The following is a 23,932-nucleotide window of genomic DNA, read 5'->3' on the forward strand; positions in this document are numbered from 1 at the left end:
GCATGTCCTATTAATGGGGATTGCGACCCCTGGAGGTCAAGCGGCGTTGTTGTCGCTTGCCTCAGGCGTGAAGAAGACATCGGCGTGGATGTCGCTGGCCTGTAGCCCACGCGCGCCGAGAATGGCCATGGCGGCGTCGACCATGGCGGGAGGGCCGGCGACATAGGCCTTGGCCCCGGCGAGGTCGCGATGATCCTCGGCGAGCGCGTCGGCAACGAAGCCGCTGCGCCAGCCCTCCGAAGCCGTCTGCGACAGCACCGGCACGAAGGTCAGCTTGGCAAATCTCCGTTCCAGCGCGCGGAAGTGCTCGACCAGATAGAGGTCGCGCGCGGCGCGGACGCCGAAATAGACATGGATCGGCTGGCCCAGGCCGGAAAGCAGCGCCGTCTCGACGATCGACTTGACCGGGGCGAGGCCGCTGCCACCGGCAAGGGCAATAATCGGGCCGGCATGGGCCTCGCGCAGATAGGCCGAGCCGGCCGGGCCTTTGATCCCGACCGTGTCGCCGGCCGACAGGGTGGCGTGGATCAGGCTGCTGGTGCGACCGCCTGGTACAGCCCTGACGTGAAGCTCGATGAGCTCCTCGTCGGGCCGGCTGGCCATCGAATAGTTGCGCGGCGGCGCGCCCGGCATCGACAGCGACAGATACTGCCCGGCGGCAAAGCGGAAATTTTCGCGGTCGGCAAGTTGAAGGCGGAGCGCGACGATGTCGTGCGTCATCTTGTCGATGGCGACGACCCGCGCCTCCTGCACGACAGGCGGGGCGGCGTCGAAGCTTTCGTCGAGCCATTCGACGACGACGTCATCGCTTGGCACGGCGCGGCAGGCGAGGATGAAGCCGTCTTCGCGCTCCTGTTGGCTGAGCGCAAAAGGCGAGTGCTTGCCGAGTTCGACATGGCCCGAGACGAGGCGCGACTTGCAGGCGCCGCAGCGGCCGGAACGGCAGCTGTGCGGATAGGCGATGCCGGCGTCGAGGGCTGCCTGCAGGACCGTCCTGGTATCGCCGACCGCGATGCGGCGGCCGGGCTGGGGCAGGGTCAGGTAGGTCATGTTCAGGCTGCCCTGGTCAGGTCGAGCAGCGCTGCGATCTCGGCGCGCTGGGTGGCGAAGGTGCCGTAAAAGACGTGCTTGCCGTCGATGATGGTGATCGGGGCGACGCGCACCCCGGTGCGGCGCTTGGCTTCGTCGGCGATGTCGGGGTCGCGCAGGTCGCGCTCGACGAAGGGCAGGCTCTCAGCATTGAGCCAGCGCTTCAGCGCCAGGCAGTCGGGGCAGGTCGGCGTGGTGAAGATCTCGATCCAGGGAGCGTTGGGCATGGTGGCCTCGCGTGATGAGCAGATGGATTGGAGAAAGCAGCAGCGGCCGGCCTGCCTGGGCACGATCTTGTCCGAAAAGTTTCCACCTTCGGGATCATGCCCTGCCGGGCAGGCCGCCGGCCTGGCTACACGGCCGGGACCAGCGACGGGGCACCTGGCACTGCGGTCGCGCGGGCCGGGGCCTTGAAGCGCTTCAGCCGCATCGCATTGCCGAGCACGAAGACGCTCGACATCGCCATCGCGCCCGCCGCCAGCATCGGCGACAGCAAGGTGCCGCTGATCGGGTAGAGCACACCCGCCGCGACCGGGATGAGGGCGGCGTTGTAGGCGAAGGCCCAGAACAGGTTCTGCCGGATGTTGGCAATCGTCGCCTTGGACAGCGCAATCGCGTTGGTCACCCCGAGCAGGTCGCCTGACATCAGCACCACGTCGGCACTTTCGATGGCGACATCCGTGCCGGTGCCGATGGCAATGCCGACATCGGCCTCGGCAAGTGCCGGCGCGTCGTTGATGCCGTCGCCGACGAAGGTCACGGCGCGGCCACCGGCACGCAGGCGCTTGATGGCATCGACCTTGCCGTCGGGCAACACTTCGGCGACGACCTCGTCGATGCCGAGCTGGGCGGCGATGGCTTCGGCGGTGCGACGGTTGTCGCCGGTGATCATCGCGACCTTCAGGCCCATGTCGTGCAGGGCGCGGATGGCCTGCGGCGTCGTCGGCTTGATCGGGTCGGAGACCGCGATGACTGCCGCGAGCTTGCCGTCGATGGCGGCATAGAGCGGGGTCTTGGCCTTGTAGCCCATGCGGATAGCGGTCTCGGCGAAGCCCTGCACCGGGATGCCGAGCCTGGCCATGTAGCGGTCGGCACCAACATCGACGCGGTGCGTGCCGACGCTGGCGCTGACGCCGAAGCCGGGCACCGCCTCGAAGGCGCTGGCCTCGGCCAGAGCGAGACCTTCTTCCCTGGCCGCGGCGACGATGGCCGCCGCGACCGGGTGCTCGGACTGGGCCTCGACGGCGGCCACCAAAGCGAGCACCCTGGTACGGTCAAAACCGTTGGCGACTTCGAGGTCGGTCGTGACCGGCTTGCCGGCGGTCAGCGTGCCGGTCTTGTCGAGCGCCACGACCTCGGTCGACTTCAGCGACTGCAGTGCTTCGCCGTTGCGGAACAGCACGCCCAGTTCGGCGGCACGGCCGGTGCCGACCATGATCGAGGTCGGGGTGGCGAGACCCATGGCACAGGGGCAAGCGATGATCAGCACGGCAACCGCATTGACCAGCGCAAAGGTCGCCGCAGGTTCCGGGCCAAAGACCAGCCAGACCAGGAAGGTCAGCGCTGCGGCGGCCATGACGGCGGGCACGAACCAGGCCGTGACCTTGTCGACCAGCGCCTGGATCGGCAGCTTAGAGCCTTGCGCTGTTTCGACCATGCGGATGATCTGGGCCAGCAGCGTATCGGCGCCGACCTTGGTGGCGCGATAGGTGAAGGAGCCGGTCTTGTTGATGGTACCGCCGACGACCTCGGCACCTTCGCCCTTGCTGACCGGGATCGGTTCGCCTGAGATCATCGATTCGTCGACGAAGGACGAGCCCGACAGCACGATGCCGTCGACCGGCACCTTGTCGCCGGGGCGCACCTGCACGACATCGCCGGCAACGACCTCTTCGAGCGGGATGTCGACGAATGTGCCATTGCGCTCGACACGCGCCGACTTGGCCTGCAGGCCCATCAGCCGCTTGATGGCTTCGCTGGTGCGGCCCTTGGCCTTGGCTTCGAGCACGCGGCCAAGCAGGATCAGCGTGACGATGACCGCCGATGCCTCGAAATAGACATTGGCGGTGCCGGCCGGCAGCACGCCTGAGGCAAAGGTGGCGACAACCGAATAGGCCCAGGCGGCAGTCGAGCCGAGCACGACCAGCGAGTTCATGTCGGGCGCCAGCCGCAGCAAGGCCGGCACGCCCTTTTGGTAGAAGCGCAGGCCGGGGCCGAACTGGACGATGGTCGCCAGCACAAAAAAGGCAATGTAGAGCTTCTGCTGGCTGACATTCATCATCAGCCAGTGGTGCAGCGCGGGGATGGCGTGCGAGCCCATCTCCAGCACGAAGATCGGCAGCGTCAGCACCGCAGCGATGGCGAAGTCGCGCTTGAGGTTGGAGAATTCGCGGTTGCGGGCGTCCTCGCGGCTGTCGCCTTCGGCGTCGGCCTTGTCGCTACGACGCGGCTCGTAGCCGGCCTTGCGGATCGCGGCATCAATCGCTGCGCGGGTGGTGCCGGCCAGCGTCTCGATGGTGGCGCGTTCGGTGGCGAGATTGACCGAAGCGGTCTTCACGCCCGGCACGGCAGCAATGGCCTTTTCGACCCGGCGGACGCAGGAGGCGCAGGTCATGCCCTCGATCTCGACTTCGATCTTCTCGACCGGCACGTCGTAGCCGGCGTTGCGGATGGCGGCGATGACGCCGTCGGCGTCGATGCTGCCGCCGAAGGTCACGTCAGCACTTTCGGTGGCAAGGTTGACGGTGGCCGCGGTCACACCAGGCACCTTGGCGATGGCCAGCTCGACGCGGCGCACGCAGGAGGCGCAGGTCATGCCCTCGATCGGGAAGCTTTGCCGGATAGTGCCGGTGGGCGGGTTGAATGGTGCGTTCATGGCCATGGACCTCTATGTCATCAATTTCGAACCGAGGTCTAAGGCTTCCAGTGTTGGGAAGGTCAACAGCTTTCTTGCCGATTTCGTTCTTATCGGACAACTCACTGAAAACATTGATCTTTCATGGATATGCCGGGCCAACGCTCCGTTGCTTGCGCGTTGCGTGGCTGGTAACAAATCCGTGATCGAAAAACTGTTTGACCTTACAGTAACTGGAAACACCACATTGCGGATACGGCGCGATGCCGGCCCGAAAGAGGATTTGAAATGCTGAAGATGAATGTTCCCGACATGACCTGCGGCCATTGCGCCGGCATGGTGACCAAGGCCGTGCACAGCGTCGATGCGGCCGCGCGCATCGATATCGACCTCAAGGCGCAGACGGTGTCAGTCGAAACCAGCGCTGACGCTGCCAAGGTTGCCCAGGCGCTCGACGCGGCCGGCTATCCGGCCCAGGCGGTCTGAACGGCCAAACTGCCCGTCAAGTCCGGAGTGGCGAAGCCATCTCGGACGGTGTGGCGAAGCCATCGCGGCGCGCCGCATTGGGAGCTTGACCTGACGGCCAAGAAGACAAGACCGGTTGCGGAAGAGTTTCTGCAACCACAAGCAGCTTGCAAATATGACGCAACCTGCAACCGCTTCCTCCCCTAGTATTTCCGCGCCAAATCAAGCTATGATGCGGCTGGCCTTCCTGCTGGGACAGCGTCCCCGGAATGCCGGGGAGGACAGAGGATGGCCATTGCGCTCGTACTCGTTCTTGTTGTCGTCGGCTCAGTGCTCTTCCATGTGCTGAGCCCTTGGTGGTGGACGCCGATAGCCTCCAACTGGGGCTACATCGACAGCACTCTCGTTGCCACTTTCTGGATCACCGGCGCGGTCTTCTCGGCCGTCGTCCTGTTCATGGCCTATTGCGTCTATCGCTTCCGCCACAAGGAAGGGCAGAAGGCGGCCTATGAGCCCGAAAGCAAGAAACTCGAATCCTGGCTGACACTGGTCACGGCGGTCGGCGTGGCGGCGATGCTGGCGCCCGGCCTGTATGTCTGGGGCCAGTTCGTCACCGTGCCGAAGGATGCGACCGAGGTCGAGGTGGTTGCCCAGCAATGGCAGTGGAGCTTCCGCCTGCCCGGCGCCGACGGCAAGCTCGGCACCTCCAACGCCCGGCTGGTCAATTCCGACAATCCGCTCGGCATCAATCCCGACGACCCCAACGGCCAGGACGATGTCGTGGTCGAGGCCGCCGACCTGCATCTGCCGATCGACAAGCCGGTCAAGATGCTGCTGCGTTCGATCGACGTGCTGCACGATTTCTACGTGCCCGAGTTCCGCGCCAAGATGGACATGGTGCCGGGCATGGTCACCTATTTCTGGTTCACCCCGACGCGGACCGGAACGTTCGAAGTGCTGTGCGCGGAACTCTGCGGCACGGGACACGGCTTCATGCGCGGTATCGTCATGGTCGACACCGCGCAGGACTACACGAGCTGGCTGCAGCAGCAGTCGACATTCGCCCAGCTGACAGGGCCCGCCAAGGTCGGCGCGCTTGTCGATCGGGCGAAAGCTGCGGCGAAGATCGAATAGGAGATACGGCGCGACCGCTTGAAAGCGGCCTCACCGCGAAGGGCAGAGGCAATAGCAACAGGTGTACGCATGGTCGATGTCACGCCCACGGAGCAGACCTGATCCCACCAGCGGAAGTGGGCGAGATGGAGCTTTACCATCCGCATAGCTGGTGGACGAAATACGTCTTCTCGCAGGACGCCAAGGTCATCGCCATCCAGTATGCGGGCACCGCACTTGCCATCGGGCTGGTCGCGCTGGTGCTGTCCTGGCTGATGCGGCTGCAGCTCGGTTTCCCCGGCACCTTCGATTTCATCACGCCCGAGGCCTACTACCAGTTCATGACCATGCACGGCATGATCATGGTCATCTACCTTTTGACCGCCCTGTTCCTCGGCGGCTTCGGCAACTACCTGATCCCGCTGATGGTCGGCGCCCGGGACATGGTGTTTCCCTACGTCAACATGCTGAGCTACTGGATCTATCTGCTGGCCGTGCTGGTGCTGGTGGCGAGCTTCTTTGCGCCCGGCGGGCCGACCGGTGCTGGCTGGACGCTGTATCCGCCACAGGCGATCCTGTCAGGCACGCCCGGCGGCACCGGGCCCGGCATCATCCTGATGCTGGTGTCGCTGATCCTGTTCATCATCGGCTTCACCATGGGCGGGCTCAACTATGTCGTCACCGTGCTGCAGGGGCGCACGCGCGGCATGACGCTGATGCGGCTGCCGCTGACGGTGTGGGGCATCTTCACCGCGACTGTCATGGCGCTGCTGGCCTTCCCGGCGCTGTTCGTCGCTTGCGTGATGATGCTGTTTGACCGCGCCATCGGCTCGAGCTTCTTCATGCCGGCGATCGTCGAGATGGGCGAGCAGTCGCCGCATAATGGCGGCAGCCCGATCATGTTCCAGCACCTGTTCTGGTTCTTCGGCCACCCCGAAGTCTACATCGTCGCACTGCCCGCCTTCGGTATCGTCTCCGACCTGATCAGCACCCATGCGCGCAAGAACATCTTCGGCTACCGCATGATGGTGTGGGCGATCGTCGGCATCGGCGCGCTGTCCTTCGTGGTCTGGGCGCACCACATGTATGTTTCGGGCATGCACCCCTATTTCGGCTTCTTCTTCGCCACCACCACGCTGATCATCGCCGTTCCCACCGCCCTCAAGGTCTACAACTGGGTGCTGACCCTGTGGCGCGGCGACATCCACCTGACGATCCCGATGCTGTTTGCGCTCGCCTTCATCGTCACCTTCGTCAATGGCGGGCTGACCGGGCTGTTCCTCGGCAATGTCGTCGTCGACGTGCCGCTGTCGGACACGATGTTCGTGGTCGCCCACTTCCACATGGTGATGGGCGTGGCGCCGATCATGGTCATCTTCGGCGCGGTCTATCACTGGTATCCCAAGATGACCGGCCGCATGCTCAACGAGTGGCTGGGCCGCTTCCACTTCTGGGTCACCTTCGTTGGCGCCTACCTGATCTTCTTCCCGATGCACTATGTCGGGCTGGTCGGCGTGCCCCGGCGCTATCCCGAACTTGGCGATACCGCCTTCATCCCGCCATCGGTGCATACGCTGAACGAGTTCATCACCGTCGCAGCACTGACCGTCGGCTTCGCCCAGATGGTGTTCCTGTTCAATCTCATCTGGAGCATTCGCCACGGCAAGGAAGCGGGCGACAATCCGTGGCGGGCAACGACGCTGGAATGGCAGACTGCCGGCACGCCGCCGCCGCATGGCAATTTCGGCAAGGAACTGCCTGTCGTCTATCGCTGGGCCTATGACTACTCGGTGCCCGGCGCGCCGGAGGACTTCATTCCGCAAAACGATCCTGGTCCGCCGACGCAAGGCGGGCCGGCATGAGCGCCATCCTGATCTTCCTCGCCTTGATCACCGCCATTGCCGGCTGGTGGCTGGCGCGGCAGCGGCTGATGTCCAAGCCGTGGCTGGAAGCGGGACCGGTCAACGCCTTTCCCGAGACCGAGGCGTCATTGCTGCATCCGGCCAAGCTCGGCCTTGGGGTGTTTCTCGCCGTCGTCGGCGCGCTGTTTGCGCTGTTGATCAGCGCCTACTTCATGCGCATGGTCTATGCCGACTGGCAGGCGCCGCCGATGCCGCGGCTGCTTTGGCTCAACACCGGCATGCTGGTGCTGGCGAGCGTGGCCCTGCAATGCGCGGTGGTTGCCGCGCACAAGGACCAGCTCGACAATCTGCGCCTTGGCTTGCTGGCCGGCGCACTGTCGTCGGTGGTGTTCCTCGGCGGCCAGCTGCTGGCCTGGCGCGACCTCGCCGCCGGCGGCTATTTCGCCGCCGAGAACCCGGCGGTCAGCTTCTTCTACCTGATCACCGCGATGCACGGCCTGCACATCATCGGCGGGCTTGTCGTGCTTGGCCGAACCAATGTCAGGGCGTGGCGCGGCGAAAAATCGGCCAGGCTCGTCCTGTCGACCGAACTGTGCGCCATGTACTGGCACGTCCTGCTCGTCGTCTGGCTGGTGCTGTTTGCCGTGCTGGCCGGCTGGGCCGCCGACTTCGTCGACATCTGCCGCCAATTGCTGAGCTGAGGGAGAACGCGGATGGCCGAGACCACGCTGGGACATGCCGACCACACCGCGCCACGGCCGCCGGGCCTGCGCGGCTTCATAGCCGATTGGTCATCGGACCAGCGGGCGTTCAAGGGTGTCTCCTGGGGGAAGGCCATGATGTGGATCTTCCTGCTCAGCGACACCTTCATCTTCGGCTGCTTCCTGCTGTCCTACATGACCGCGCGCATGTCGACCGTCGTGCCGTGGCCGAACCCGAGCGAGGTCTTTGCGCTGCATCTGTTCGGCCAGGACATCCCGTTGATCCTGATCGCGATCATGACCTTCGTGCTGATCTCGTCCTCGGGCACGATGGCGATGGCGGTCAATTTCGGCTACCGCCGCGACCGCAAGAAAACGGCGATCCTGATGCTTTTGACCGCGGCCCTTGGCGCCACCTTCGTCGGCATGCAGGCCTTCGAATGGACCAAGCTGATCAGCGAGGGCGTGCGGCCGTGGGAGAATCCATGGGGCGCAGCACAGTTCGGCTCGACCTTCTTCATGATCACCGGCTTCCACGGCACCCACGTGACCATCGGCGTGATCTTCCTTTTGATCGTCGCGCGCAAGGTCTGGCGCGGTGACTACGAGACCGGTGAACGGGGGTTCTTCACCAGCCGGCGGGGCCAGTATGAGAGCGTCGAGATCATGGGGCTCTACTGGCACTTCGTCGATCTGGTGTGGGTGTTCATTTTCGCGTTCTTCTATCTTTGGTGAGGTGAAGCGATGGCACAGGTAGAAGCGCAGGATCACGGGCTGCATGGCCATGCCGCGCCCGCCCAGGCAGCGGCGCATGCCGTGGGCCAGCAGCACCCGATCAAGCTTTATCTCGTCGTCTGGGGCTGGCTGTTCATCCTCAGCGCCTGCTCCTACGCGGTCGACTATTTCGGCGTTCACGGCTATCTGCGCTGGGCGCTGATTCTCACCTTCATGATGCTCAAGGCCGGGCTGATCGTCGCCGTGTTCATGCACATGGCCTGGGAGCGGCTGGCGCTGGCCTATGCGATCATCGTGCCGCCTTTGGCGATCCTGGTGTTCGTCGCGATCATGGTGGTCGAGGCCCGCTACACGGAAATCACGCGGGTGCTGTCGTTCGGCACCGGGCAGTAGGGCGCAGTGACGTCAGCCGGCCGACGGGTTCGGCCGGCGCCATGCGTTCTTCGTTGACAGGAAAAATGATGGGAGGAGAATGAGATTTCTCGTTCTCCGACGCGTCACCACCTCCAACAGAAGGGCGCCCACGATGACGATCGCAAGGAAACTTGAAGACTACATGACCGGCAAGGGTATCCACTACGATACCGTTGCCCATCACCGGACGTCGACCAGCAGCCAGACGGCGCAGGCGGCGCACATACCCGGCCGCAGGCTGGCCAAGTCGGTGCTGCTGCACCATGAAATGGGCTATGCGCTGGCGGTGGTTCCAAGCAGCCACCGGGTCGAGCTCAGCACGCTGCAGGACGTCATCGACAAGCGTCTCGGGCTCGCCTCCGAAGACGAAGTCAGCCAACTGTTCAACGACTGCGACACCGGCGCCGTGCCGCCGGTAGGTGCAGCCTATGACGTGCCGGTCATTCTCGACGAAAGCTTCGGTGTGGAAGGCGACGTCTACTTCGAGGCCGGCGACCACAAGACGCTTGTGCATGTCACCGGCGGCGACTTCCGCAACCTGCTGCAAGGCGCGCGGGTCGCCCGCTTCAGCCACCCGGCGTGAGGCAAACCGAAGCCGTTAGCGTCCGCCCCTCGACAGGGCGGGCGAAGTTGTTTCATCGAGGGGTGCGCCGACGACTGAACGCCGCCGGCGAGGAATGGTTCAGGCTGCGCGTTTGCGCGGCTTCTTGACGGGTGCCGGCGCCACCGGCGCTGGCTCGATCAGCTTGCGGTAGAGATGCCAGGTCGAATGACCGAGCACCGGCAGGACGATCGCCAGGCCGACGAGCAGCGGTATCGATCCGGCAACAAGAGCGGCTGCAACGATCAGGCCCCAGAGCAGCATCGGCACCGGGTTTGCCATGATCGCCCGTGCCGAGGTCTCGACGGCGGCATAGGCGCCGATGTCGCGATCAAGCAGCAACGGAAAGGCGACGACCGTGGTGCTCAGCGCGACAAGGGCGAAGACGAAGCCAATGAGGTTGCCGAGGATCATCAGTGTCCAGCCGCGCTGGGTCGTCAGCACGTCGTTGACGAAGCCGGTATAGCTGGCCGGTGCGGCGTCGCCGTAGAGCCAGGAAAACAGCGCTTGGGCGGTGAACAGCCAGGCGACGAACAATGCCATCAGCATGATGCCGAGAACAGCGATCGCCGGCATGGCGGGCGATTGCCGGACCTCGAAAGCGTGCTTCCACGACGTGTCGAGGTTTTTCTCCCGGCGACGGCTGATCTCATAGAGGCCGAGTGCCGCAAATGGTCCGAGCAGGGCGAAGCCGGTCACCAGCGGATAGATCAGCTGCAGCGCGTTGCCACCGGAGGTCCATGTAATCAGGAACACGCCAACAACCGGATAGATCAGGCATAAAAAGACGTAATGTGAGGGTTTGTCCCAAAAATCTTCAAATCCCAGGCGAAGCGCGTCGAAAACGTCCGAAACCCCTATCCGACGTATGGCGGGATGTTCGACGTTGCTGCCAGTGCCTGCTGCGTAGACGTGGAAATTTGCCATGAACCATTCCTCCGAGATCGGGTCCGGTTCAGGTCGCGGCTCGCGGTGCTGCCGTCCAGCGTGTCTGGTCACGCGAAACCGCGACCTGCACCGGCAAGGATGATAACAACCATCGTGGCCCTTGTCGCCCCTCCAGCGCTTTGGCTCCAAAGGCTGCAACGGAATGGCGCATGGCGCGTTGGCAAAGGCAACGCTAGTATCGTCAGCGTCGGTGCGATGCGCCGGCCTGACCAGGGAGACAGCCATGAGACTGACAGCATGGGGCGTCCAAGCCCTTCTTGCAGCTTCGGTTCTAGCCACCAATCCGGTTCATGCGGCGGGCGATGCGGCCGCCGGCAAAAAGGTCTTCACCAAATGCATGGCCTGCCACGACCTGGCAGTCGACAAGAACAAGATCGGCCCATCGCTGCACGGTGTCATCGGCCGCACGGCGGGCTCGCTGCCGAGCTTCGAAGCCAAATATTCCGACGCCATGAAGCAGGCCGGCACTGGCGGTCTCGTCTGGGATGAGACCAACATCGCCGCCTATATGAAGGCGCCGAAAGAGAAGGTGCCGGGCAACAAGATGGCCTTCCCCGGTCTCAAGGACGACGCCGACATCGCCAATGTGATTGCCTATATCGAAGAGATGTCGAAGTAGCGGGGCGGCGCAAACCGCCACTGCTTTCATCGGACGGACCTGCCCGGTCGCCATGCGCGACCGGGATAAGCTGTTTATGTTCCGGCTTGCAAACGATAGCGCGTCCCTGGATCAGCGAGGACTGCTCGTCCGTGGGGGAGACACTATCCGGACCGGGGAACGCATCCACATGTCCTGCCTTGCCAAAGTGCATGGTTCGACGCCTGTCGTGAAATTTCACCCTTGCTGACATTGTATGAAGTCGTTATCGTTTTGCCATACTGTATGCATTGGTTTTAAATCACGTAGCTATTCTTGCCTTCCTTGGGGGGAAAAATTGCGGCCTGCTTGGGGGCCAGGCAGCCGCATCATTTCCTTTGCGCGATCTCAGTCCGGCGCGTCGAAATCGGGCGCCACAGCCGCGATATTGTAGGCCTCGAGCCGTGCCGTTGGGGCGTCGGCCGTATCGAAGCTGAGGATCGTCGCTGTACCAGGCGTCACCGGCACGACGCGTGAAGGCGGCAATCCCAAAAAAGCGTGGCAGGCAGCGCGGATGACGCCGCCATGGACGATGGCCAGTGTGTCGCCGTTGCACTTCTTCAGGCAGTCTCTCAACCCCTCGACGATGCGGGCGCAGAAATCCGCCCAGGGCTCACCCTTGTCGGGCGTAAACGTGCCGGCACGCCAGGCCAGATATTCGTGCGGCCGCTCGGCCTCGAGCTCGTGTTTGATGCGGCCGGTCCAGTTGCCCATGTCGATCTCGCGCAGCCGCGGGTCGAGCGGTGCGTCGCCATAACCGAGCAGGCCGGCGGTCTGGCGCGTCCGGCCAAGGTCGGAGACCACGACATGGTCGGGCGCCATCGCCCTGGCGAAGGATGCGAAGCTCTGGACCTGCTTGATGCCACGCGGCGACAGCGGCGCATTGTCGTGGCCCTGCAGCCTGTGCTCGGCATTCCAGGTGGTCTCGCCATGGCGCACCATTACCAATCTCATCAGCTAATCCTTTCACCATTCATTGCAAAAACCGCGCTCGGCCCGTTGACGAAGCTGAGGCGTATCTGGTCGCCGATCGCAGCGCGGAAGTAGCCGTCGGCCATGGCGGTCAGCCGCTGGCCGTTCGAAAACGCCGTCACCATCGTGCGCCCGGCGATCGGGGCGGCTTCCTCGAAACGCGCGCTGAGCGTCGGCCGCCCCTCGACATCGCCGACCATCAAATCGTGGGCGCGGTAGAGAAGCTGCACGCCATCCTGTGCCTCGGCCCGGCCGGCGTCGGTGAGGCGCAGACCGTCATAGACAAGGCCGTCGCCGCTGTTTTTGACCTCGATCAGGTTGGCCGGTGGCGTGCCAAGGAAGGTGGCGACAAAGGTGGTGCGCGGGTTTTCCAGAAGCTCCAGCGGTGCGCCGAACTGTTCGACCTTGCCATTGTTGAGCACGGCGACATGGCTTGCCATGGTCATCGCCTCGACCTGGTCGTGGGTGACGTAGACCGATGTCGCACCTGTGGCGCGATGGATGCGCATCAGCTCGCTGCGCATCTCGATGCGCAGCTTGGCATCGAGGTTGGACAGCGGCTCGTCGAACAACAGGATGTTCGGCTTGGGGCCGATGGTGCGGGCAATGGCCACGCGCTGCTGCTGGCCGCCCGAAATCTCGGCCGGGTAACGCTCCTTGAGCGCTGCGATGCCGAGCAGCCCGAGCACCTCGTCGACCCGGGCGGTACGCTCCGCCTTGCTCCATTTCGCGACCTTGAGCGGCCATTCGATGTTGCCGGCAACCGTCATGTGCGGCCACAGTGCGTAGCTCTGGAACACCAGTCCGGCGTCGCGGGCCCCGGCATCGGCGACCAGGCCACGCGTGCCGTCGGAGACAATGCGGCCCATGAAGGCCATTTCGCCTTCGCTCGGTGTTTCCAAGCCGGCAAGCATCCTGAGCAGCGTGGACTTGCCGCAGCCCGACGGGCCGACCAGCACCAGGAAGGCGCCTTGCGGCACCGAGATGTCGACATTGTCGACGGCGGTGAAGCTGCCGAAACGCTTGGAGACGTTGCGGATCGCGATCGCGGCTGGATTGCCGTTTGCCGGGTTCATGCGGATTTCCACTTCTGGACGCGGTTCTGCAGGCGGTGCGCCAGAAGCGTGGCGACGACGCAGAGGACGAGGATGACCATGGTGATGGCGTTGGCGAACTGCATGAAGCCTTCGGCGGCATAGCGGTAGGCAAGCATGCTGAGCACCGGCGAGGTCGAGGTGAACAGCAGCACCACCAGCGACAGGTCGCGCACGATCTTGACGAAGACCAGCAGCGCGCCGGCAAGCAGGCCGCGAATGGCCAGCGGCATGATGATGGCGCCCATGCGGCGGAAGAAGCCGGCGCCGGTCAGCCGCGCGCTTTCTTCGATGTCGGCCGAGATCTGGCCGAGCACCGAGCGGCCGGACTGGACCGCGTAGGGCAAAAGGTGGGCGGAGGCTGCGAGCACCAAAAGCAGGAAGGTGCCGTAGAGCGATGGCAGCGGGCCGATCGGCGCGCCGAACAGGGCGATATAGGCGGCGGCGAAAGCGATGGAGGGGATCAGGATCGGCGTGAACGAGACCTGGCCGAGCACGGTTGCCAAGACCGTGCCCTTGTTGCGGGCGATGGTGTGCGCCAGCGCCAGGCCAAGCGCCATGGTGGTGACAGCCACCGTCACGGCGAGCTTCAGCGTCATCCACAGCGCTTCGATCAGCACCGGATTGCGGAAGATGCCAGCCTGGCCCTGGGCCATGTCGGTGCCGCCTTCGCCGATCCAGAAATGCGTCGTCCAGTTGGAAAACAGCGAGCCGTTCTGCAGCGCGAAGCTCGAGGCGGTCAGGATCAGCGCCGGCAGGAAGGTGGTGAGCAGACACAGGACGACGGCGACGGCGAACAGCGGCCAGCGCCACTTGCCGAGCGGGAAGCGCTTGGTGCGGCCGCCCTTGCCGGTGACGGTGACGAAGTTCTTGCGGCCGGCGACCAGGCGTTCGCCAAGCCACAGGAACGAGGCGGAGACGACGATCAAGAGCAGGGCGATGACGAAACCGCGCTCGGTCTGGCCGGTCTCGATCATGCCGAACAGGCGTGTCGACAGCGTCTGCATGCGCACCGGCAGGCCAAGCAGGGCAGGGGCGGCGAAGTTGGAGACGGCGCCGGCGAAGGTCAGCGATGCGGCAGCGATCAGTGCCGGGGTGACGACGGGCAGGATGATGCCGAAGAAGATGCGGGCGCGCCGGGCGCCGGCGACCTGGGCCGCCTCGACGAGGTCGGCGCCGATCGAACTCAAGGCGGCCGAGATGACGGTGAAGGCGAGCGAATAATAGTGGGCGATGAGCACGATCAGCGTCGGTACCAGGCCCCAGGCGAGCCAGTCGGGCACGATATAGCCATTGGCTTCGAAGAAGCCGACCGAGCCGCCGAGGCGGCTGTTGCGGAACAGCGCGCCCCAGGCAAGGGCCGCGGCAAAACTCGGGATCATGAACGGCATGGTGGCGAGCAAGCCAATTGTCCTGGGCGCCGGCACGTCGGTGAGCATCACCAGCCAGGCGAGGAAGCCGCCCATCAGGATGCAGCCGGCGGCAACGCCGACACCGAGCAGCACGGTGTTCCACAGCGGGCGCCACCACAGGTTCTCGGACATTTTGGAGGCCAGCACCGCCTGCCAGGCATCACGGCCTTCGACGGTCAGGGTGGACAGCACGATCTTGACCAGCGGCGCGATGACGAGGACCGAAACGATCAGGATCAGGAGGATGGGCACGAGTGTTTCGGAGCGCAAAAAGCCTCTCCTCGACAACACGGATGTTGCGACGGCGGACATGACAATCTTTCTCACTGGAGAGACCGGGGGCAACCAGACCGCAGTGGGGCGGCTGGGCGGGCTGAGCGTGCGGACCGGCGCCTCCCCCGAGGCGCCGGGTGGGCTGAGGGTGTGGACCGGCGCCTCCCCCAAGGCGCCGGCCCGGCCGCAGTCATTGCAGCGTCAGCACCAGGTCGGCGATACGCTTGCGGGCAGCGGCGGTCTTGACCGGATCGATGCGCCAGGCCTTGAGTTCCTTGAGCGGCACGGAATCCGGGCTGTCCTTGACCGTCGGTCGCACGGCGTAGTCGCCTGGCACGTTGAAGGGCTCGAAGGCCGGTCCGCCGGTGGCAGAATCGTCGCCCATCATGAAGTCGATCAGCAACCGGGCCGCAGCCGGGCTCGGCGCCTTGTCGACCAGTGCAAGGACTGCAGGAAACAGAATGCCATTGGACGGCTCGACGTCGTTGGCGACCTGCAGCGCCCAGCCTTCCTTGTCGTTGTCGCGGCGGTCGGAATAGGTGGCAAAGCCGACAGGCGGATTGGCCGAGGTCTTGTCGCCGATGGCCTTGTTGATGACGTCTGAATTGGGAACCAGCACGAGGTCATTGGCAAACAGGTCGCGGACGAACTGTTCGCCGGCACCCTCAAGGTCGCTGTCGACAGTGATCGGCTTGCCGAACTGCGCTTCGTAGGCCTTGGCCATCTCGTCGGGCCTGAGCGAGAATTCGACCAGCAGGTCGAGCAACTCGCCGCGCTGCAGCGGGTCGACCATCAGGACACGGCCTTTCCATTCCGGCGTTGTCAGCTGCCACAGGTTGTTGATCGGCGCGCCATTGGGGTTGGCGGCTTCGTTGTACATCAGCACCTTGGTCGACAGGCGCTGGGTCAGAAGCGGGGTCTTGTGCTCGTCGGCGAGTTCACCTGATACGCGCGGCGGGATGTAAGGCACGACGCGGTTGGTCTTGACCAGGTCTTCATAGACCACTGGCGTGTCGGCGATGTAGAGCACGTCGACGGCATTGACGCCGGCGGTCTGCTCGGCAACGACACGGGCGATCTGCTTGACAGAGCTCATGTCGATGCCGACGAGGTCGATGCCGGGATAGGTCTCCTCGAAGGCCTTCTCGACCTTGGCGATGCGGCTCGACAACGAAAAGACGGTGACCTTGCCTTCCTTCTGCGCCAGCGGCAGCAGTTCCTTGACGCTTATGGCGTCGAGATCGGCAGCGCTGGCTGCCAAAGGCAGCAAGGCGGCGGCTGCGAAAAGTGTCCATTTCATCGACTTGAGCATGTTTTTCCCTCCCAGGTTTTTCTCAATCGAATTCGTCGAACAGGCCCGACAGGCGCTCGAGCGCGCCCATGACGCGGCTCTGGTGCCGGCCGGCAATGGTCAGAAGGATGGCGTTGACGATGGCGAACGGCACCGTCGGCGTCTGGAACTCGCTGCCCGAGCGGCCGCGTGGTGCCGCGAGCACAAGGTCGGCTTCGGGCTGCATCATGGTACCGGCGAGGTCGGTGACCAGCATCGCCTTGGCGCCTTGCGCATGACAGTGCTCGACCAGCGGGGCATAGCTTGTCGGCTGCTTGCGGAAGGCCAGCGCCAGCACGAGGTCGCCCTTTTCCATGCCGACGACACGCTCGGCAATGTCGCGGCCACGGCCTTCGAGCACGATGGTGGTCATGCCGAAGCGGTCGAGCCGGCGGCGCAGGAACTGGGTGATCGACTGGGCATGGCCCTGGCCGAACAGGAAGATGCGCCTGGCATCGACGATCATGTCGGCGGCGCGGTTGATGCTGTCCTGCGAAACGGCAAGGCGCAGATGTTCAAGCGCGGCGATCTCGCTGCCGACCAGGTCGAGCAGGAAGTCGCCATGCTCGACCTTGGCGACGGAGCGGCGCATGCGCTCGGCGGCGTCCTGGCTCTCGACCAGCTCGCGCTGCAGCTGCGAGCGCAATTCAGGATAACCCTTGAAGCCAAGCTTCTGGGCCAGCCGGGTGGTTGCCGCCTCATGCACGCTGGCACGTTCGGCAAGCCTGGCGCTCGACAGGAAAGCGGCCTCGGCGGCGTTTTCGAGCAAGGCAGAGACGAGCCGCTGGTCGGCCTCGGTGAGGCGGGTCGAATGGCTCTTGATGCGATCCAGCAGCGTCATCATCTTGCATCCATGTTGCACTAGACTCTTATTGTGCAAGATATCTTGCAGTCAAGTGCAAACGTGTGCAAGATTGGCTTTTCTGTCTTGCAAGGCGGGGGGTGGCGACATGAAAAAGGCGCTCCGAAGAGCGCCTGGTTTCGGTCAGGACCGGCGAACAGGCGTCGCCGAAACCCTAGATGTATTTCATGTAGCCGACGAAACCGGTGATCCTCCAGCGCCCATCCGCCTTGCGGCAGAAATACAGCGTCTGCCAGTTCAGGACGTCGTCGCTGCCGTCGGCGCGGCGGATGGTGCCGTCGAACTTCTTGCGCGCCACAGCTATGTCGCCCGTGATGTCGATCTCGGTCAGCTTCGTGGCGCGGAAGATGCCGTCGGCGAGCGGCTCGGCATATTCGGTGGCAGCCGTTTCGGCTGCCTGGCGCAGCCACTCGTCGCGATAGACTGCGAGCGTCGGGAAAGCGGCGGTCCAGTCGTCGGGGTTGGCGGCGTTATGGGCATGGATGCCGAGGAAACGCTGCTCGTCGAAATCGCCCGCCACCATCGACCAGTCCTGGCCGACGAAGGCGGCGATGTCGCGCTCGACCAGCATCTCCCAGATGGCCGCGCGGTCGGCATCGCCAGGGAATGGGTTTTCGGCAATCGTCATGTCAGTCACCTAGAGGCAGTCTGGGGTCGTCGATCTTGAGCATGCTGAGGCTCTGCTTGATGCGGCGCAGGCCTTCGAGCACGTTGGTACCGCGGGTCTCGGCGGTCGCAGTCGCGATCATGTCGAGGATGGCAAGCAGCGCGAAACGCGACGAGGTCGGCTTGTAGATGTTGCCGTCCTCGATCGGCTGGAACGGGATGACGATGTCGGCGACCTTGGCCAGTGCCGAACCAGGCGCGGTCACCGCAACGGTGCGGGCGCCATATTGGCGGGCGACCTGGACCGCATCGACCACCGACTTGGCGTGGCCGGAAACGGAAAATGCAACGACCGTCGTCTCGGGCTTGGCGACCGCCGCATACATGCGCTGCAACTGGCCGTCGACCTGGGCGACAACAGGCAGGCCGAGGCGGAACAGCCGGTTCTGCAGTTCCGTCGCCATCATCGAGGAGATACCGCCGGAGCCGAAGCACAAGATGTTCTGCGAGGCCGACAGCCGCTCGGCCACCGAAACCAGCGTCGCCATGTCGAGATTGTCCGAGGCACGCTGGATCGCCACGATCGCCGCTTCGGTGACGGCGGAGGCGATGCGCTGCTCACGCGCGTCGCGGCTGAGCGGTTCGGGCTTGAGATATTGCCCGCCGATGGCGATGGCCTGGGCGAGGAAAAACTTGAAGTCGCGCACGCCGTCGCAGCCGAGGTTGCGGCAAAAGCGGGTGACGGTGGGTTCGCTGACGCCGACGCGCGCGGCGATCTCGGAGATCGCGGCCTTGGAGGCAAAGTCGAGATCCGACAGCACCAGGCTGGCTAGGCGCTTGTCGGACTTCGAGCCGTCCTGCGCCGTGACCTGAAGCCGGGTGATGATGTCGGCGATGTTGCTCATACGGGCAGGCCGGTCGCCTTGTCGAACAGATGGATGTTCTTCGGATCGGCGGTGACAGGCAGTGTCTCGCCCGGCCGCACCGAAACGCGGTCGCGGAACACCGCGCGTACCTGCTCGTCACCGATGGCGCCATAGATATGGGTCTCCGAGCCAGTCGGCTCGATGACGTCGACCTTGAACTGCAACGCGCCCTGGGTGCCGCTGATGATGAAATGCTCCGGCCGGATGCCGGCCTCGACCGCTCCTGCGAAGGCCGAGGCGCGGCCGCCATTGAGCGACAGCTTGTCGCCGGTCGCCGTCTCGAAATGCGCGCCCGACGTTGAGCTGCCAAGGTTGCCGGAGACAAAACTCATCGACGGCGAGCCGATGAAGCTTGCGACGAACTTGTTGGCCGGGCTGTCATAGAGTTCGAGCGGTGCACCCACCTGCAGGATCTTTCCCTGGTTCATGACGACGATGCGGTCGGCCATGGTCATGGCCTCGATCTGGTCGTGTGTCACGTAAACCACTGTTGATTTCAAGCGCTGATGCAGCGCCTTGATCTCGGTGCGCATCTGGACGCGCAATTGCGCGTCGAGATTGGACAGCGGTTCGTCGAACAGGAACACCTTGGGTTCGCGCACGATGGCGCGGCCCATGGCGACGCGCTGGCGCTGGCCGCCGGAGAGCTGGCGTGGATAGCGGTCGAGATAGGCATGCAAATTGAGGATCGCTGCGGCCTTGTTGATCTTCTGGTCGATCGTGGCCTGCGTCTCGCCCCTGATCTTCGGGCCGAAGCCGATATTTTCGGCCGCGGTGAGATGCGGAAACAGCGCGTAGGACTGGAACACCATGGCGATGTTGCGCTTCTGCGGCGGCAGGTCGTTGGCGCGCGTGCCGCCGATCAAGAGGTCGCCGTGGCTGATCGGCTCGAGCCCGGCGAGCATGCGCAGCAAGGTCGACTTGCCGCAGCCGGAAGGACCGACGAGCACGACGAACTCGCCGCTTGGAATGTCGAGGTTGATGTCGTCGAGCACCTTGTGCTGGCCAAACGACTTGGAGAGGTTGCGGAAGGTTACGCCGGTCATGTCTTCACGCTCCCAATATGTCGTCGATGAAAGGCAGGCAGCCGGCGGTCAGGCCGGCGTCGACCGGCAGCACCGTACCGGTGATGCCAGAGGCGCGTGGCGAGGCAAGGAAGGCGACAGCCTCGGCCACTTCCTGGGCGTTGACTATGCGGCCCAGCGGATAGAGCCGCTGCAGCTTGCCGAGAATGGCCGGGTCCTTGGCGAGGCGATGGTCCCAGGCCGGGGTGCGGATCGAGCCGGGGCAGACGACGTTGGCGCGGATGCCCTGGCGGCCATGCTCGACTGCGATGGCGCGCGACAAGGCGTTGATGCCGGCCTTGGCTGCGGCATAGGCCGGGTTGCCGAAATGCGCCAGCGCATTGACCGAGGAGATGAAGACGAAGCAGCCCGCGCCGCGTACCACCATCGGCTTGAGCAGCGCATTGGTCAGGCTGGCGACGCCGGTCAGGTTGAGGTCGATCTCGGTCTCGACCCGCTCCTGTGTCAGCGCCGGCATGGTTTCGGCGCGGGTCCAGCCGGCATTGTTGATGACGATGTCGGGCACGCCGTCGGCGTCGACCAGCCTGCGTGCTGCTGTTTCGAGGCCGGGGCGATCGGTCAGGTCGAAGCTGTGGCGCCCGGCGAGATCAAGCCCCTCCATCGCCTCGACGGTCTGGTCGCAGCCGATGACGCGGGCGCCACGCGCGGCGAAGATCGCGACCAGCGCCCGACCAAGGCCGCCACCGGCGCCGGTGATCAGGACGGAGTTTCCCCGGAATTCGCTGTCACTGCTCAATGATGTGCTCCCATAGCGATCTTGGCCGCTTTCTTTGCTCAGGACTATGGCTGAAAATGTAATTAAGCAACAAAGAAAATCGCTTGATATGGCGAAAATGCCGGATAATGTAGGAAAGTCACTTAATCAAAGAGGCGCGGTAAAGCGCCGGAGGACCGGGCCTTGGCCCGTGGGAGCAAGGGAACACCGACATGGCGATTTCGAAGTGGAAGACTGGCCTTCTGGCCGGGTTGAGCGTGCTGGCGCTGGCCGCCCAGGCAAATGCCGGCGAAGTCCGGGTCACGGTCGCGGAATACAGCGCAAAGACCGGCCCCTATTTCCAGGAAGTGGAAAAGGCATTCGAGGCGGCCAACCCTGGCATCGACGTCAAGTTCGAGGTCGTGCCGTGGGACGTGCTGCTGCAGAAGCTGACCACCGACATCACCGCCGGCACCAATGCCGATTTGTCGATCATCGGCACGCGCTGGCTGATCGACTTCGTCCAGCAGGGCGTCGCCGAGCCGCTCGACGGCTACATCAATGACGAGTTCAAGGGCCGCTTCATCGACACCTTCATGTCGCCTTCGGTGATGGACGGAAAGACCTACGGCCTGCCGATCGCCGCTTCGGCGCGGGCGATGTATTACAACAAGGAACTGCTCGAAAAGGCTGGCGTCGCCAACCCGCCGGCGACCTGGGCCGAGCTCAAGGACGCGGCCGCCAAGATCAAGGCGCTGGGCGGCGAGAACTACGGTTTCGGCCTACAGGGCAAGGAGATCGAGACCGACGTCTATTATTATTACGCGATGTGGTCGCAAGGCTCCGAGATCCTCGACAAGGACGGCACCTCGGGCCTCGACAGCCCCGGCGCCATCGAGGCGGCCAAGCTCTACAAGTCGCTGATCGACGAGGGCCTGACCCAGCCGGGCGTCACCTCCTATGCGCGTGAGGACGTGCAGAACCTGTTCAAGCAGGGCAAGGTCGGCATGATGATCACCGCACCCTTCCTGTCCAACCAGATCAAGGAAGAAGCGCCGAAGCTGAAATATGGCGTCGCTGCCATCCCGGCTGGTCCGACCGGTGCACGCGGCACCTATGGCGTGACGGATTCCATCGTCATGTTCAAGAACTCGAAGAACAAGGACGAGGCCTGGAAGCTGCTCGACTTCCTGTTCCAGACCGACTGGCGCGCCAAGTTCACCCAGGGCGAAGGCTTCCTGCCGGTGAACAAGGAAGAGGCCAAGATGGACTATTACGTCAACAACGCCGACCTGGCCGCCTTCACCGCCCTTCTGCCCGACGCCCGTTTCGCGCCGGTCATTCCGGGCTGGGAAGAGATCGCGCAGATCACCTCTGACGCGATGCAGAAGGTCTATCTCGGCGAAGGCGATCCCGAGGCCCTGCTCAAGGAAGCAGCTGCAAAGGCCGACGGCATCCTGAAGAAGTAGTTTTCCTTCCTCCCGCCGGTGGCGCATCTCGGGCGCCACCGGTCCCTTATCCCGTGCTCCGGCCAGGGCTCCCATGCACAATCGCGCACTGCCATATCTTTTGACGCTGCCGAGCCTGATCCTGGCTGCGGTGGTGATCTTCTGGCCGGTCGTCGACCTGATCCAGATCGCGACGCATGACGTCAGCCGCTTCGGCCAGCTGCGCGATTTCAGCGGCCTCGACAATTTCGCCGCACTGGTTGCCGATCCGGATTTCATCAAGGCGCTGCTGCGCACCGGCGTCTGGACCGTGGCCGTTGTCGGTGGCGCGCTTTTGGTCTCGATCCCGGTGGCGGTCATCCTCAACACCGATTTCTACGGCCGTTCGCTCGCGCGTGTCATCGTCATGCTGCCCTGGGCGGTGTCGCTGACCATGACGGCCATCGTCTGGCGCTGGGCGCTGAACGGTGAAAGCGGCATGCTGAATTCCGCCTTGCGCGGGCTCGGCCTCGCCGACCAGAACATCCAGTGGCTGGCGAGTGCGGCGACCGCATTCCCGATGCAGATCATGATCGGCATCCTGGTGACCGTGCCGTTCACCACCACCATTTTCCTGGGCGGGCTGTCGTCGATCCCCGACGACCTCTATGAGGCGGCGGCACTGGAGGGGGCGGGACCGGTGCAGCAGTTCCGGCGCATCACCTTTCCGCTGCTCAAGCCCTTCGTCAACATCGCCATCGTGCTCAACACGATCTATGTCTTCAACTCGTTCCCGATCATCTGGGTGATGACGCAGGGCGGTCCGGCCAACTCGACCGACATCCTCGTCACCCATCTCTACAAGCTGGCCTTCCGCATCGGCAAACTCGGCGAGGCATCCGCCGTCTCGCTTGTCATGCTGGCGATCCTGCTGGTCTTCACCGCCATCTACATCAGGCTCGCGATGCGGGGAGAACGCGCATGATCTCGCCCAAGCTCAAGCGCAGCATCATCGCCTGGGGCCTGCTGGCGCCGCTTGTCGTCGTCACCTTGTTTCCGTTCGCGGTGATGTTCTTGACCGCGGTCAAGCCGGCGCAGGAAGTGCTGACGCCGAACTGGTGGCCGAGCGAGTTCCGCTGGCGCAACTTCTACGACATGTGGGTGCAGGCCGGCTTCGGCCAGGCGCTGTTCAATTCGCTCTATGTCTCGCTGATCGCCACAATCGGCGCGATCCTGATCTCGATCCCCGCCGCTTATGCGATGTCGCGCTTCCGTTTTGCCGGCCATGGCGCCTTCCGCCAGTTCCTGCTGGTGTCGCAGATGATCTCGCCGATCGTGCTGGTGCTCGGCCTGTTCCGCCTGCTCGCCTCCTTCGGGCTGGTCGAAAGCCTGAATGCCGTCGGCGGCGTCTACATGGCCTTCAACATCGCCTTCACCGTGTGGATGCTGCAGAGCTATTTCGACACCATCCCGCGCGACCTCGAGGAAGCCTCGTGGATGGAAGGCGGCAGCCGCTGGCTGACCTTGCGCAAGGTGTTCCTGCCGCTATGCGTGCCGGCCATCGCCGTCACCGCCATCTTCACCTTCATCAATGCCTGGAACGAGTTCGTCGTCGCGCTGACCATGCTGCGCAGCCAGGAAAGCTACACGCTGCCGATCCAGGTGTTTTCGCTCGTCGCCGGGCGCTACACTGTCGAATGGCACTACGTCATGGCGGCGACGCTCGTCGCCACCGTGCCGGTCGCCATCCTGTTCGTCTGGCTCCAGCGCTACCTTGTCCGCGGGCTGGCGCTCGGCGCCGTCAAGTGACCTCCTGACTTCAACGATAAAGA

25 protein-coding genes are annotated in these 23,932 nt (G+C 64.2%); 12 read left to right on the forward strand and 13 right to left on the reverse strand.

Annotated elements, in window-relative coordinates; all coding sequences use genetic code 11:
* Positions 1–36 precede the first annotated feature (36 nt).
* The 3 genes from ACHMW7_RS08090 to ACHMW7_RS08100 form a co-directional block, all read right to left on the reverse strand.
* Positions 37–1,050, reverse strand: a complete 1,014-nt coding sequence (locus ACHMW7_RS08090) for a 2Fe-2S iron-sulfur cluster-binding protein (RefSeq protein ID WP_395449761.1) — start codon at positions 1,048–1,050, stop codon at positions 37–39.
* A 2-nt stretch (positions 1,051–1,052) separates the two neighbouring features.
* Positions 1,053–1,316 carry a glutaredoxin family protein gene (locus ACHMW7_RS08095; RefSeq protein WP_395449762.1) on the reverse strand — a complete coding sequence of 88 codons (264 nt, stop codon included), beginning with the start codon at positions 1,314–1,316 and terminating at the stop codon, positions 1,053–1,055.
* Positions 1,317–1,441: 125 nt separating this feature from the next.
* A complete protein-coding gene (locus ACHMW7_RS08100) occupies positions 1,442–3,964 on the reverse strand; it encodes a heavy metal translocating P-type ATPase (RefSeq protein ID WP_395449763.1) in 2,523 nt (840 codons plus the stop codon).
* On the opposite strand from ACHMW7_RS08100, the gene ACHMW7_RS08105 reads away from it, so the two are divergent.
* From ACHMW7_RS08105 to ACHMW7_RS08140, 8 genes are all read left to right on the forward strand, one after another.
* Positions 3,963–4,238, forward strand: a complete 276-nt coding sequence (locus ACHMW7_RS08105) for a hypothetical protein (RefSeq protein ID WP_395449764.1) — start codon at positions 3,963–3,965, stop codon at positions 4,236–4,238. The genes ACHMW7_RS08100 and ACHMW7_RS08105 overlap by 2 nt on opposite strands.
* Positions 4,232–4,429, forward strand: coding sequence for a heavy-metal-associated domain-containing protein (locus tag ACHMW7_RS08110; protein ID WP_395449765.1), 198 nt, complete (start codon positions 4,232–4,234; stop codon positions 4,427–4,429). The genes ACHMW7_RS08105 and ACHMW7_RS08110 overlap by 7 nt, the downstream gene beginning before the upstream one ends.
* Positions 4,430–4,696: 267 nt before the next feature.
* On the forward strand, positions 4,697–5,542 hold the full coding sequence (locus ACHMW7_RS08115) for a cytochrome c oxidase subunit II (protein WP_395449766.1): 846 nt from the start codon (positions 4,697–4,699) through the stop codon (positions 5,540–5,542).
* 125 nt (positions 5,543–5,667) lie between these two features.
* Positions 5,668–7,383 carry a cbb3-type cytochrome c oxidase subunit I gene (locus tag ACHMW7_RS08120; protein ID WP_395449767.1) on the forward strand — a complete coding sequence of 572 codons (1,716 nt, stop codon included), beginning with the start codon at positions 5,668–5,670 and terminating at the stop codon, positions 7,381–7,383.
* A complete protein-coding gene (locus tag ACHMW7_RS08125) occupies positions 7,380–8,084 on the forward strand; it encodes a cytochrome c oxidase subunit 3 (protein ID WP_395449768.1) in 705 nt (234 codons plus the stop codon). Before ACHMW7_RS08120 ends, ACHMW7_RS08125 begins: the two co-directional genes overlap by 4 nt.
* A gap of 12 nt (positions 8,085–8,096) precedes the next feature.
* On the forward strand, positions 8,097–8,819 hold the full coding sequence (locus ACHMW7_RS08130) for a heme-copper oxidase subunit III family protein (RefSeq protein WP_395449769.1): 723 nt from the start codon (positions 8,097–8,099) through the stop codon (positions 8,817–8,819).
* Positions 8,820–8,828: 9 nt separating this feature from the next.
* The gene (locus tag ACHMW7_RS08135) at positions 8,829–9,212 is read left to right on the forward strand and encodes a cytochrome C oxidase subunit IV family protein (RefSeq protein WP_395449770.1); all 384 of its coding nucleotides are present in this window, start codon (positions 8,829–8,831) and stop codon (positions 9,210–9,212) included.
* Between the two features lie 133 nt (positions 9,213–9,345).
* Complete coding sequence (locus ACHMW7_RS08140; protein WP_395449771.1) at positions 9,346–9,816, forward strand: aminoacyl-tRNA deacylase; 471 nt, start codon at positions 9,346–9,348, stop codon at positions 9,814–9,816.
* 99 nt (positions 9,817–9,915) lie between these two features.
* Here the strand turns inward: ACHMW7_RS08140 and ACHMW7_RS08145 are convergent, their stop codons facing one another.
* Positions 9,916–10,761, reverse strand: coding sequence for a DUF2189 domain-containing protein (locus tag ACHMW7_RS08145; protein ID WP_395449772.1), 846 nt, complete (start codon positions 10,759–10,761; stop codon positions 9,916–9,918).
* 244 nt (positions 10,762–11,005) lie between these two features.
* Here ACHMW7_RS08145 and ACHMW7_RS08150 point away from each other — a divergent pair, with 244 nt between their 5' ends.
* A complete protein-coding gene (locus ACHMW7_RS08150) occupies positions 11,006–11,401 on the forward strand; it encodes a c-type cytochrome (protein ID WP_395449773.1) in 396 nt (131 codons plus the stop codon).
* A gap of 366 nt (positions 11,402–11,767) precedes the next feature.
* Here the strand turns inward: ACHMW7_RS08150 and ACHMW7_RS08155 are convergent, their stop codons facing one another.
* The 9 genes from ACHMW7_RS08155 to ACHMW7_RS08195 form a co-directional block, all read right to left on the reverse strand.
* Positions 11,768–12,373, reverse strand: coding sequence for a histidine phosphatase family protein (locus tag ACHMW7_RS08155; RefSeq protein ID WP_395449774.1), 606 nt, complete (start codon positions 12,371–12,373; stop codon positions 11,768–11,770).
* On the reverse strand, positions 12,373–13,467 hold the full coding sequence (locus ACHMW7_RS08160; RefSeq protein WP_395449775.1) for an ABC transporter ATP-binding protein: 1,095 nt from the start codon (positions 13,465–13,467) through the stop codon (positions 12,373–12,375). Before ACHMW7_RS08160 ends, ACHMW7_RS08155 begins: the two co-directional genes overlap by 1 nt.
* A complete protein-coding gene (locus ACHMW7_RS08165; protein ID WP_395449776.1) occupies positions 13,464–15,209 on the reverse strand; it encodes an ABC transporter permease in 1,746 nt (581 codons plus the stop codon). Before ACHMW7_RS08165 ends, ACHMW7_RS08160 begins: the two co-directional genes overlap by 4 nt.
* 151 nt (positions 15,210–15,360) lie before the next feature.
* The gene (locus ACHMW7_RS08170) at positions 15,361–16,482 is read right to left on the reverse strand and encodes an ABC transporter substrate-binding protein (RefSeq protein ID WP_395449777.1); all 1,122 of its coding nucleotides are present in this window, start codon (positions 16,480–16,482) and stop codon (positions 15,361–15,363) included.
* A gap of 22 nt (positions 16,483–16,504) precedes the next feature.
* On the reverse strand, positions 16,505–17,344 hold the full coding sequence (locus ACHMW7_RS08175) for a MurR/RpiR family transcriptional regulator (protein ID WP_395449778.1): 840 nt from the start codon (positions 17,342–17,344) through the stop codon (positions 16,505–16,507).
* A gap of 172 nt (positions 17,345–17,516) precedes the next feature.
* A complete protein-coding gene (locus ACHMW7_RS08180; RefSeq protein ID WP_395449779.1) occupies positions 17,517–17,990 on the reverse strand; it encodes a hypothetical protein in 474 nt (157 codons plus the stop codon).
* A gap of 1 nt (position 17,991) precedes the next feature.
* Positions 17,992–18,873: a MurR/RpiR family transcriptional regulator gene (locus ACHMW7_RS08185; protein ID WP_395449780.1), complete on the reverse strand. Its 882-nt coding sequence runs from the start codon at positions 18,871–18,873 to the stop codon at positions 17,992–17,994.
* Positions 18,870–19,940: an ABC transporter ATP-binding protein gene (locus tag ACHMW7_RS08190; protein WP_395449781.1), complete on the reverse strand. Its 1,071-nt coding sequence runs from the start codon at positions 19,938–19,940 to the stop codon at positions 18,870–18,872. The genes ACHMW7_RS08185 and ACHMW7_RS08190 overlap by 4 nt, the downstream gene beginning before the upstream one ends.
* Positions 19,941–19,944: 4 nt before the next feature.
* On the reverse strand, positions 19,945–20,715 hold the full coding sequence (locus tag ACHMW7_RS08195) for an SDR family oxidoreductase (RefSeq protein WP_395449782.1): 771 nt from the start codon (positions 20,713–20,715) through the stop codon (positions 19,945–19,947).
* A gap of 191 nt (positions 20,716–20,906) precedes the next feature.
* On the opposite strand from ACHMW7_RS08195, the gene ACHMW7_RS08200 reads away from it, so the two are divergent.
* The 3 genes from ACHMW7_RS08200 (at position 20,907) to ACHMW7_RS08210 (ending at position 23,909) form a co-directional block, all read left to right on the forward strand.
* Positions 20,907–22,142, forward strand: coding sequence for an ABC transporter substrate-binding protein (locus ACHMW7_RS08200; protein WP_395449783.1), 1,236 nt, complete (start codon positions 20,907–20,909; stop codon positions 22,140–22,142).
* 73 nt (positions 22,143–22,215) lie between these two features.
* Positions 22,216–23,085 carry a carbohydrate ABC transporter permease gene (locus ACHMW7_RS08205; protein WP_395449784.1) on the forward strand — a complete coding sequence of 290 codons (870 nt, stop codon included), beginning with the start codon at positions 22,216–22,218 and terminating at the stop codon, positions 23,083–23,085.
* Positions 23,082–23,909 (forward strand): carbohydrate ABC transporter permease, encoded by an 828-nt coding sequence (locus tag ACHMW7_RS08210; protein ID WP_395449785.1) that lies wholly within the window; start codon positions 23,082–23,084, stop codon positions 23,907–23,909. The genes ACHMW7_RS08205 and ACHMW7_RS08210 overlap by 4 nt, the downstream gene beginning before the upstream one ends.
* Positions 23,910–23,932: the final 23 nt, after the last annotated feature.

Origin of the sequence: Aminobacter sp. UC22_36 (genome assembly GCF_044056035.1) — a bacterium.
Classification (GTDB): domain Bacteria; phylum Pseudomonadota; class Alphaproteobacteria; order Rhizobiales; family Rhizobiaceae; genus Aminobacter.

What these genes read in the sequence shown, in the direction of transcription:
- ACHMW7_RS08090 (WP_395449761.1), bottom strand. Translation starts at nt 1,050, where the DNA reads ATGACCTACCTGACCCTGCCCCAGCCCGGCCGCCGCATCGCGGTCGGC.
- ACHMW7_RS08095 (WP_395449762.1), bottom strand. Translation starts at nt 1,316, where the DNA reads ATGCCCAACGCTCCCTGGATCGAGATCTTCACCACGCCGACCTGCCCC.
- ACHMW7_RS08105 (WP_395449764.1), top strand. Translation starts at nt 3,963, where the DNA reads ATGGCCATGGACCTCTATGTCATCAATTTCGAACCGAGGTCTAAGGCT.
- ACHMW7_RS08100 (WP_395449763.1), bottom strand. Translation starts at nt 3,964, where the DNA reads ATGAACGCACCATTCAACCCGCCCACCGGCACTATCCGGCAAAGCTTC.
- ACHMW7_RS08110 (WP_395449765.1), top strand. Translation starts at nt 4,232, where the DNA reads ATGCTGAAGATGAATGTTCCCGACATGACCTGCGGCCATTGCGCCGGC.
- ACHMW7_RS08115 (WP_395449766.1), top strand. Translation starts at nt 4,697, where the DNA reads ATGGCCATTGCGCTCGTACTCGTTCTTGTTGTCGTCGGCTCAGTGCTC.
- ACHMW7_RS08120 (WP_395449767.1), top strand. Translation starts at nt 5,668, where the DNA reads ATGGAGCTTTACCATCCGCATAGCTGGTGGACGAAATACGTCTTCTCG.
- ACHMW7_RS08125 (WP_395449768.1), top strand. Translation starts at nt 7,380, where the DNA reads ATGAGCGCCATCCTGATCTTCCTCGCCTTGATCACCGCCATTGCCGGC.
- ACHMW7_RS08130 (WP_395449769.1), top strand. Translation starts at nt 8,097, where the DNA reads ATGGCCGAGACCACGCTGGGACATGCCGACCACACCGCGCCACGGCCG.
- ACHMW7_RS08135 (WP_395449770.1), top strand. Translation starts at nt 8,829, where the DNA reads ATGGCACAGGTAGAAGCGCAGGATCACGGGCTGCATGGCCATGCCGCG.
- ACHMW7_RS08140 (WP_395449771.1), top strand. Translation starts at nt 9,346, where the DNA reads ATGACGATCGCAAGGAAACTTGAAGACTACATGACCGGCAAGGGTATC.
- ACHMW7_RS08145 (WP_395449772.1), bottom strand. Translation starts at nt 10,761, where the DNA reads ATGGCAAATTTCCACGTCTACGCAGCAGGCACTGGCAGCAACGTCGAA.
- ACHMW7_RS08150 (WP_395449773.1), top strand. Translation starts at nt 11,006, where the DNA reads ATGAGACTGACAGCATGGGGCGTCCAAGCCCTTCTTGCAGCTTCGGTT.
- ACHMW7_RS08155 (WP_395449774.1), bottom strand. Translation starts at nt 12,373, where the DNA reads ATGAGATTGGTAATGGTGCGCCATGGCGAGACCACCTGGAATGCCGAG.
- ACHMW7_RS08160 (WP_395449775.1), bottom strand. Translation starts at nt 13,467, where the DNA reads ATGAACCCGGCAAACGGCAATCCAGCCGCGATCGCGATCCGCAACGTC.
- ACHMW7_RS08165 (WP_395449776.1), bottom strand. Translation starts at nt 15,209, where the DNA reads ATGTCCGCCGTCGCAACATCCGTGTTGTCGAGGAGAGGCTTTTTGCGC.
- ACHMW7_RS08170 (WP_395449777.1), bottom strand. Translation starts at nt 16,482, where the DNA reads ATGCTCAAGTCGATGAAATGGACACTTTTCGCAGCCGCCGCCTTGCTG.
- ACHMW7_RS08175 (WP_395449778.1), bottom strand. Translation starts at nt 17,344, where the DNA reads ATGATGACGCTGCTGGATCGCATCAAGAGCCATTCGACCCGCCTCACC.
- ACHMW7_RS08180 (WP_395449779.1), bottom strand. Translation starts at nt 17,990, where the DNA reads ATGACGATTGCCGAAAACCCATTCCCTGGCGATGCCGACCGCGCGGCC.
- ACHMW7_RS08185 (WP_395449780.1), bottom strand. Translation starts at nt 18,873, where the DNA reads ATGAGCAACATCGCCGACATCATCACCCGGCTTCAGGTCACGGCGCAG.
- ACHMW7_RS08190 (WP_395449781.1), bottom strand. Translation starts at nt 19,940, where the DNA reads ATGACCGGCGTAACCTTCCGCAACCTCTCCAAGTCGTTTGGCCAGCAC.
- ACHMW7_RS08200 (WP_395449783.1), top strand. Translation starts at nt 20,907, where the DNA reads ATGGCGATTTCGAAGTGGAAGACTGGCCTTCTGGCCGGGTTGAGCGTG.
- ACHMW7_RS08205 (WP_395449784.1), top strand. Translation starts at nt 22,216, where the DNA reads ATGCACAATCGCGCACTGCCATATCTTTTGACGCTGCCGAGCCTGATC.
- ACHMW7_RS08210 (WP_395449785.1), top strand. Translation starts at nt 23,082, where the DNA reads ATGATCTCGCCCAAGCTCAAGCGCAGCATCATCGCCTGGGGCCTGCTG.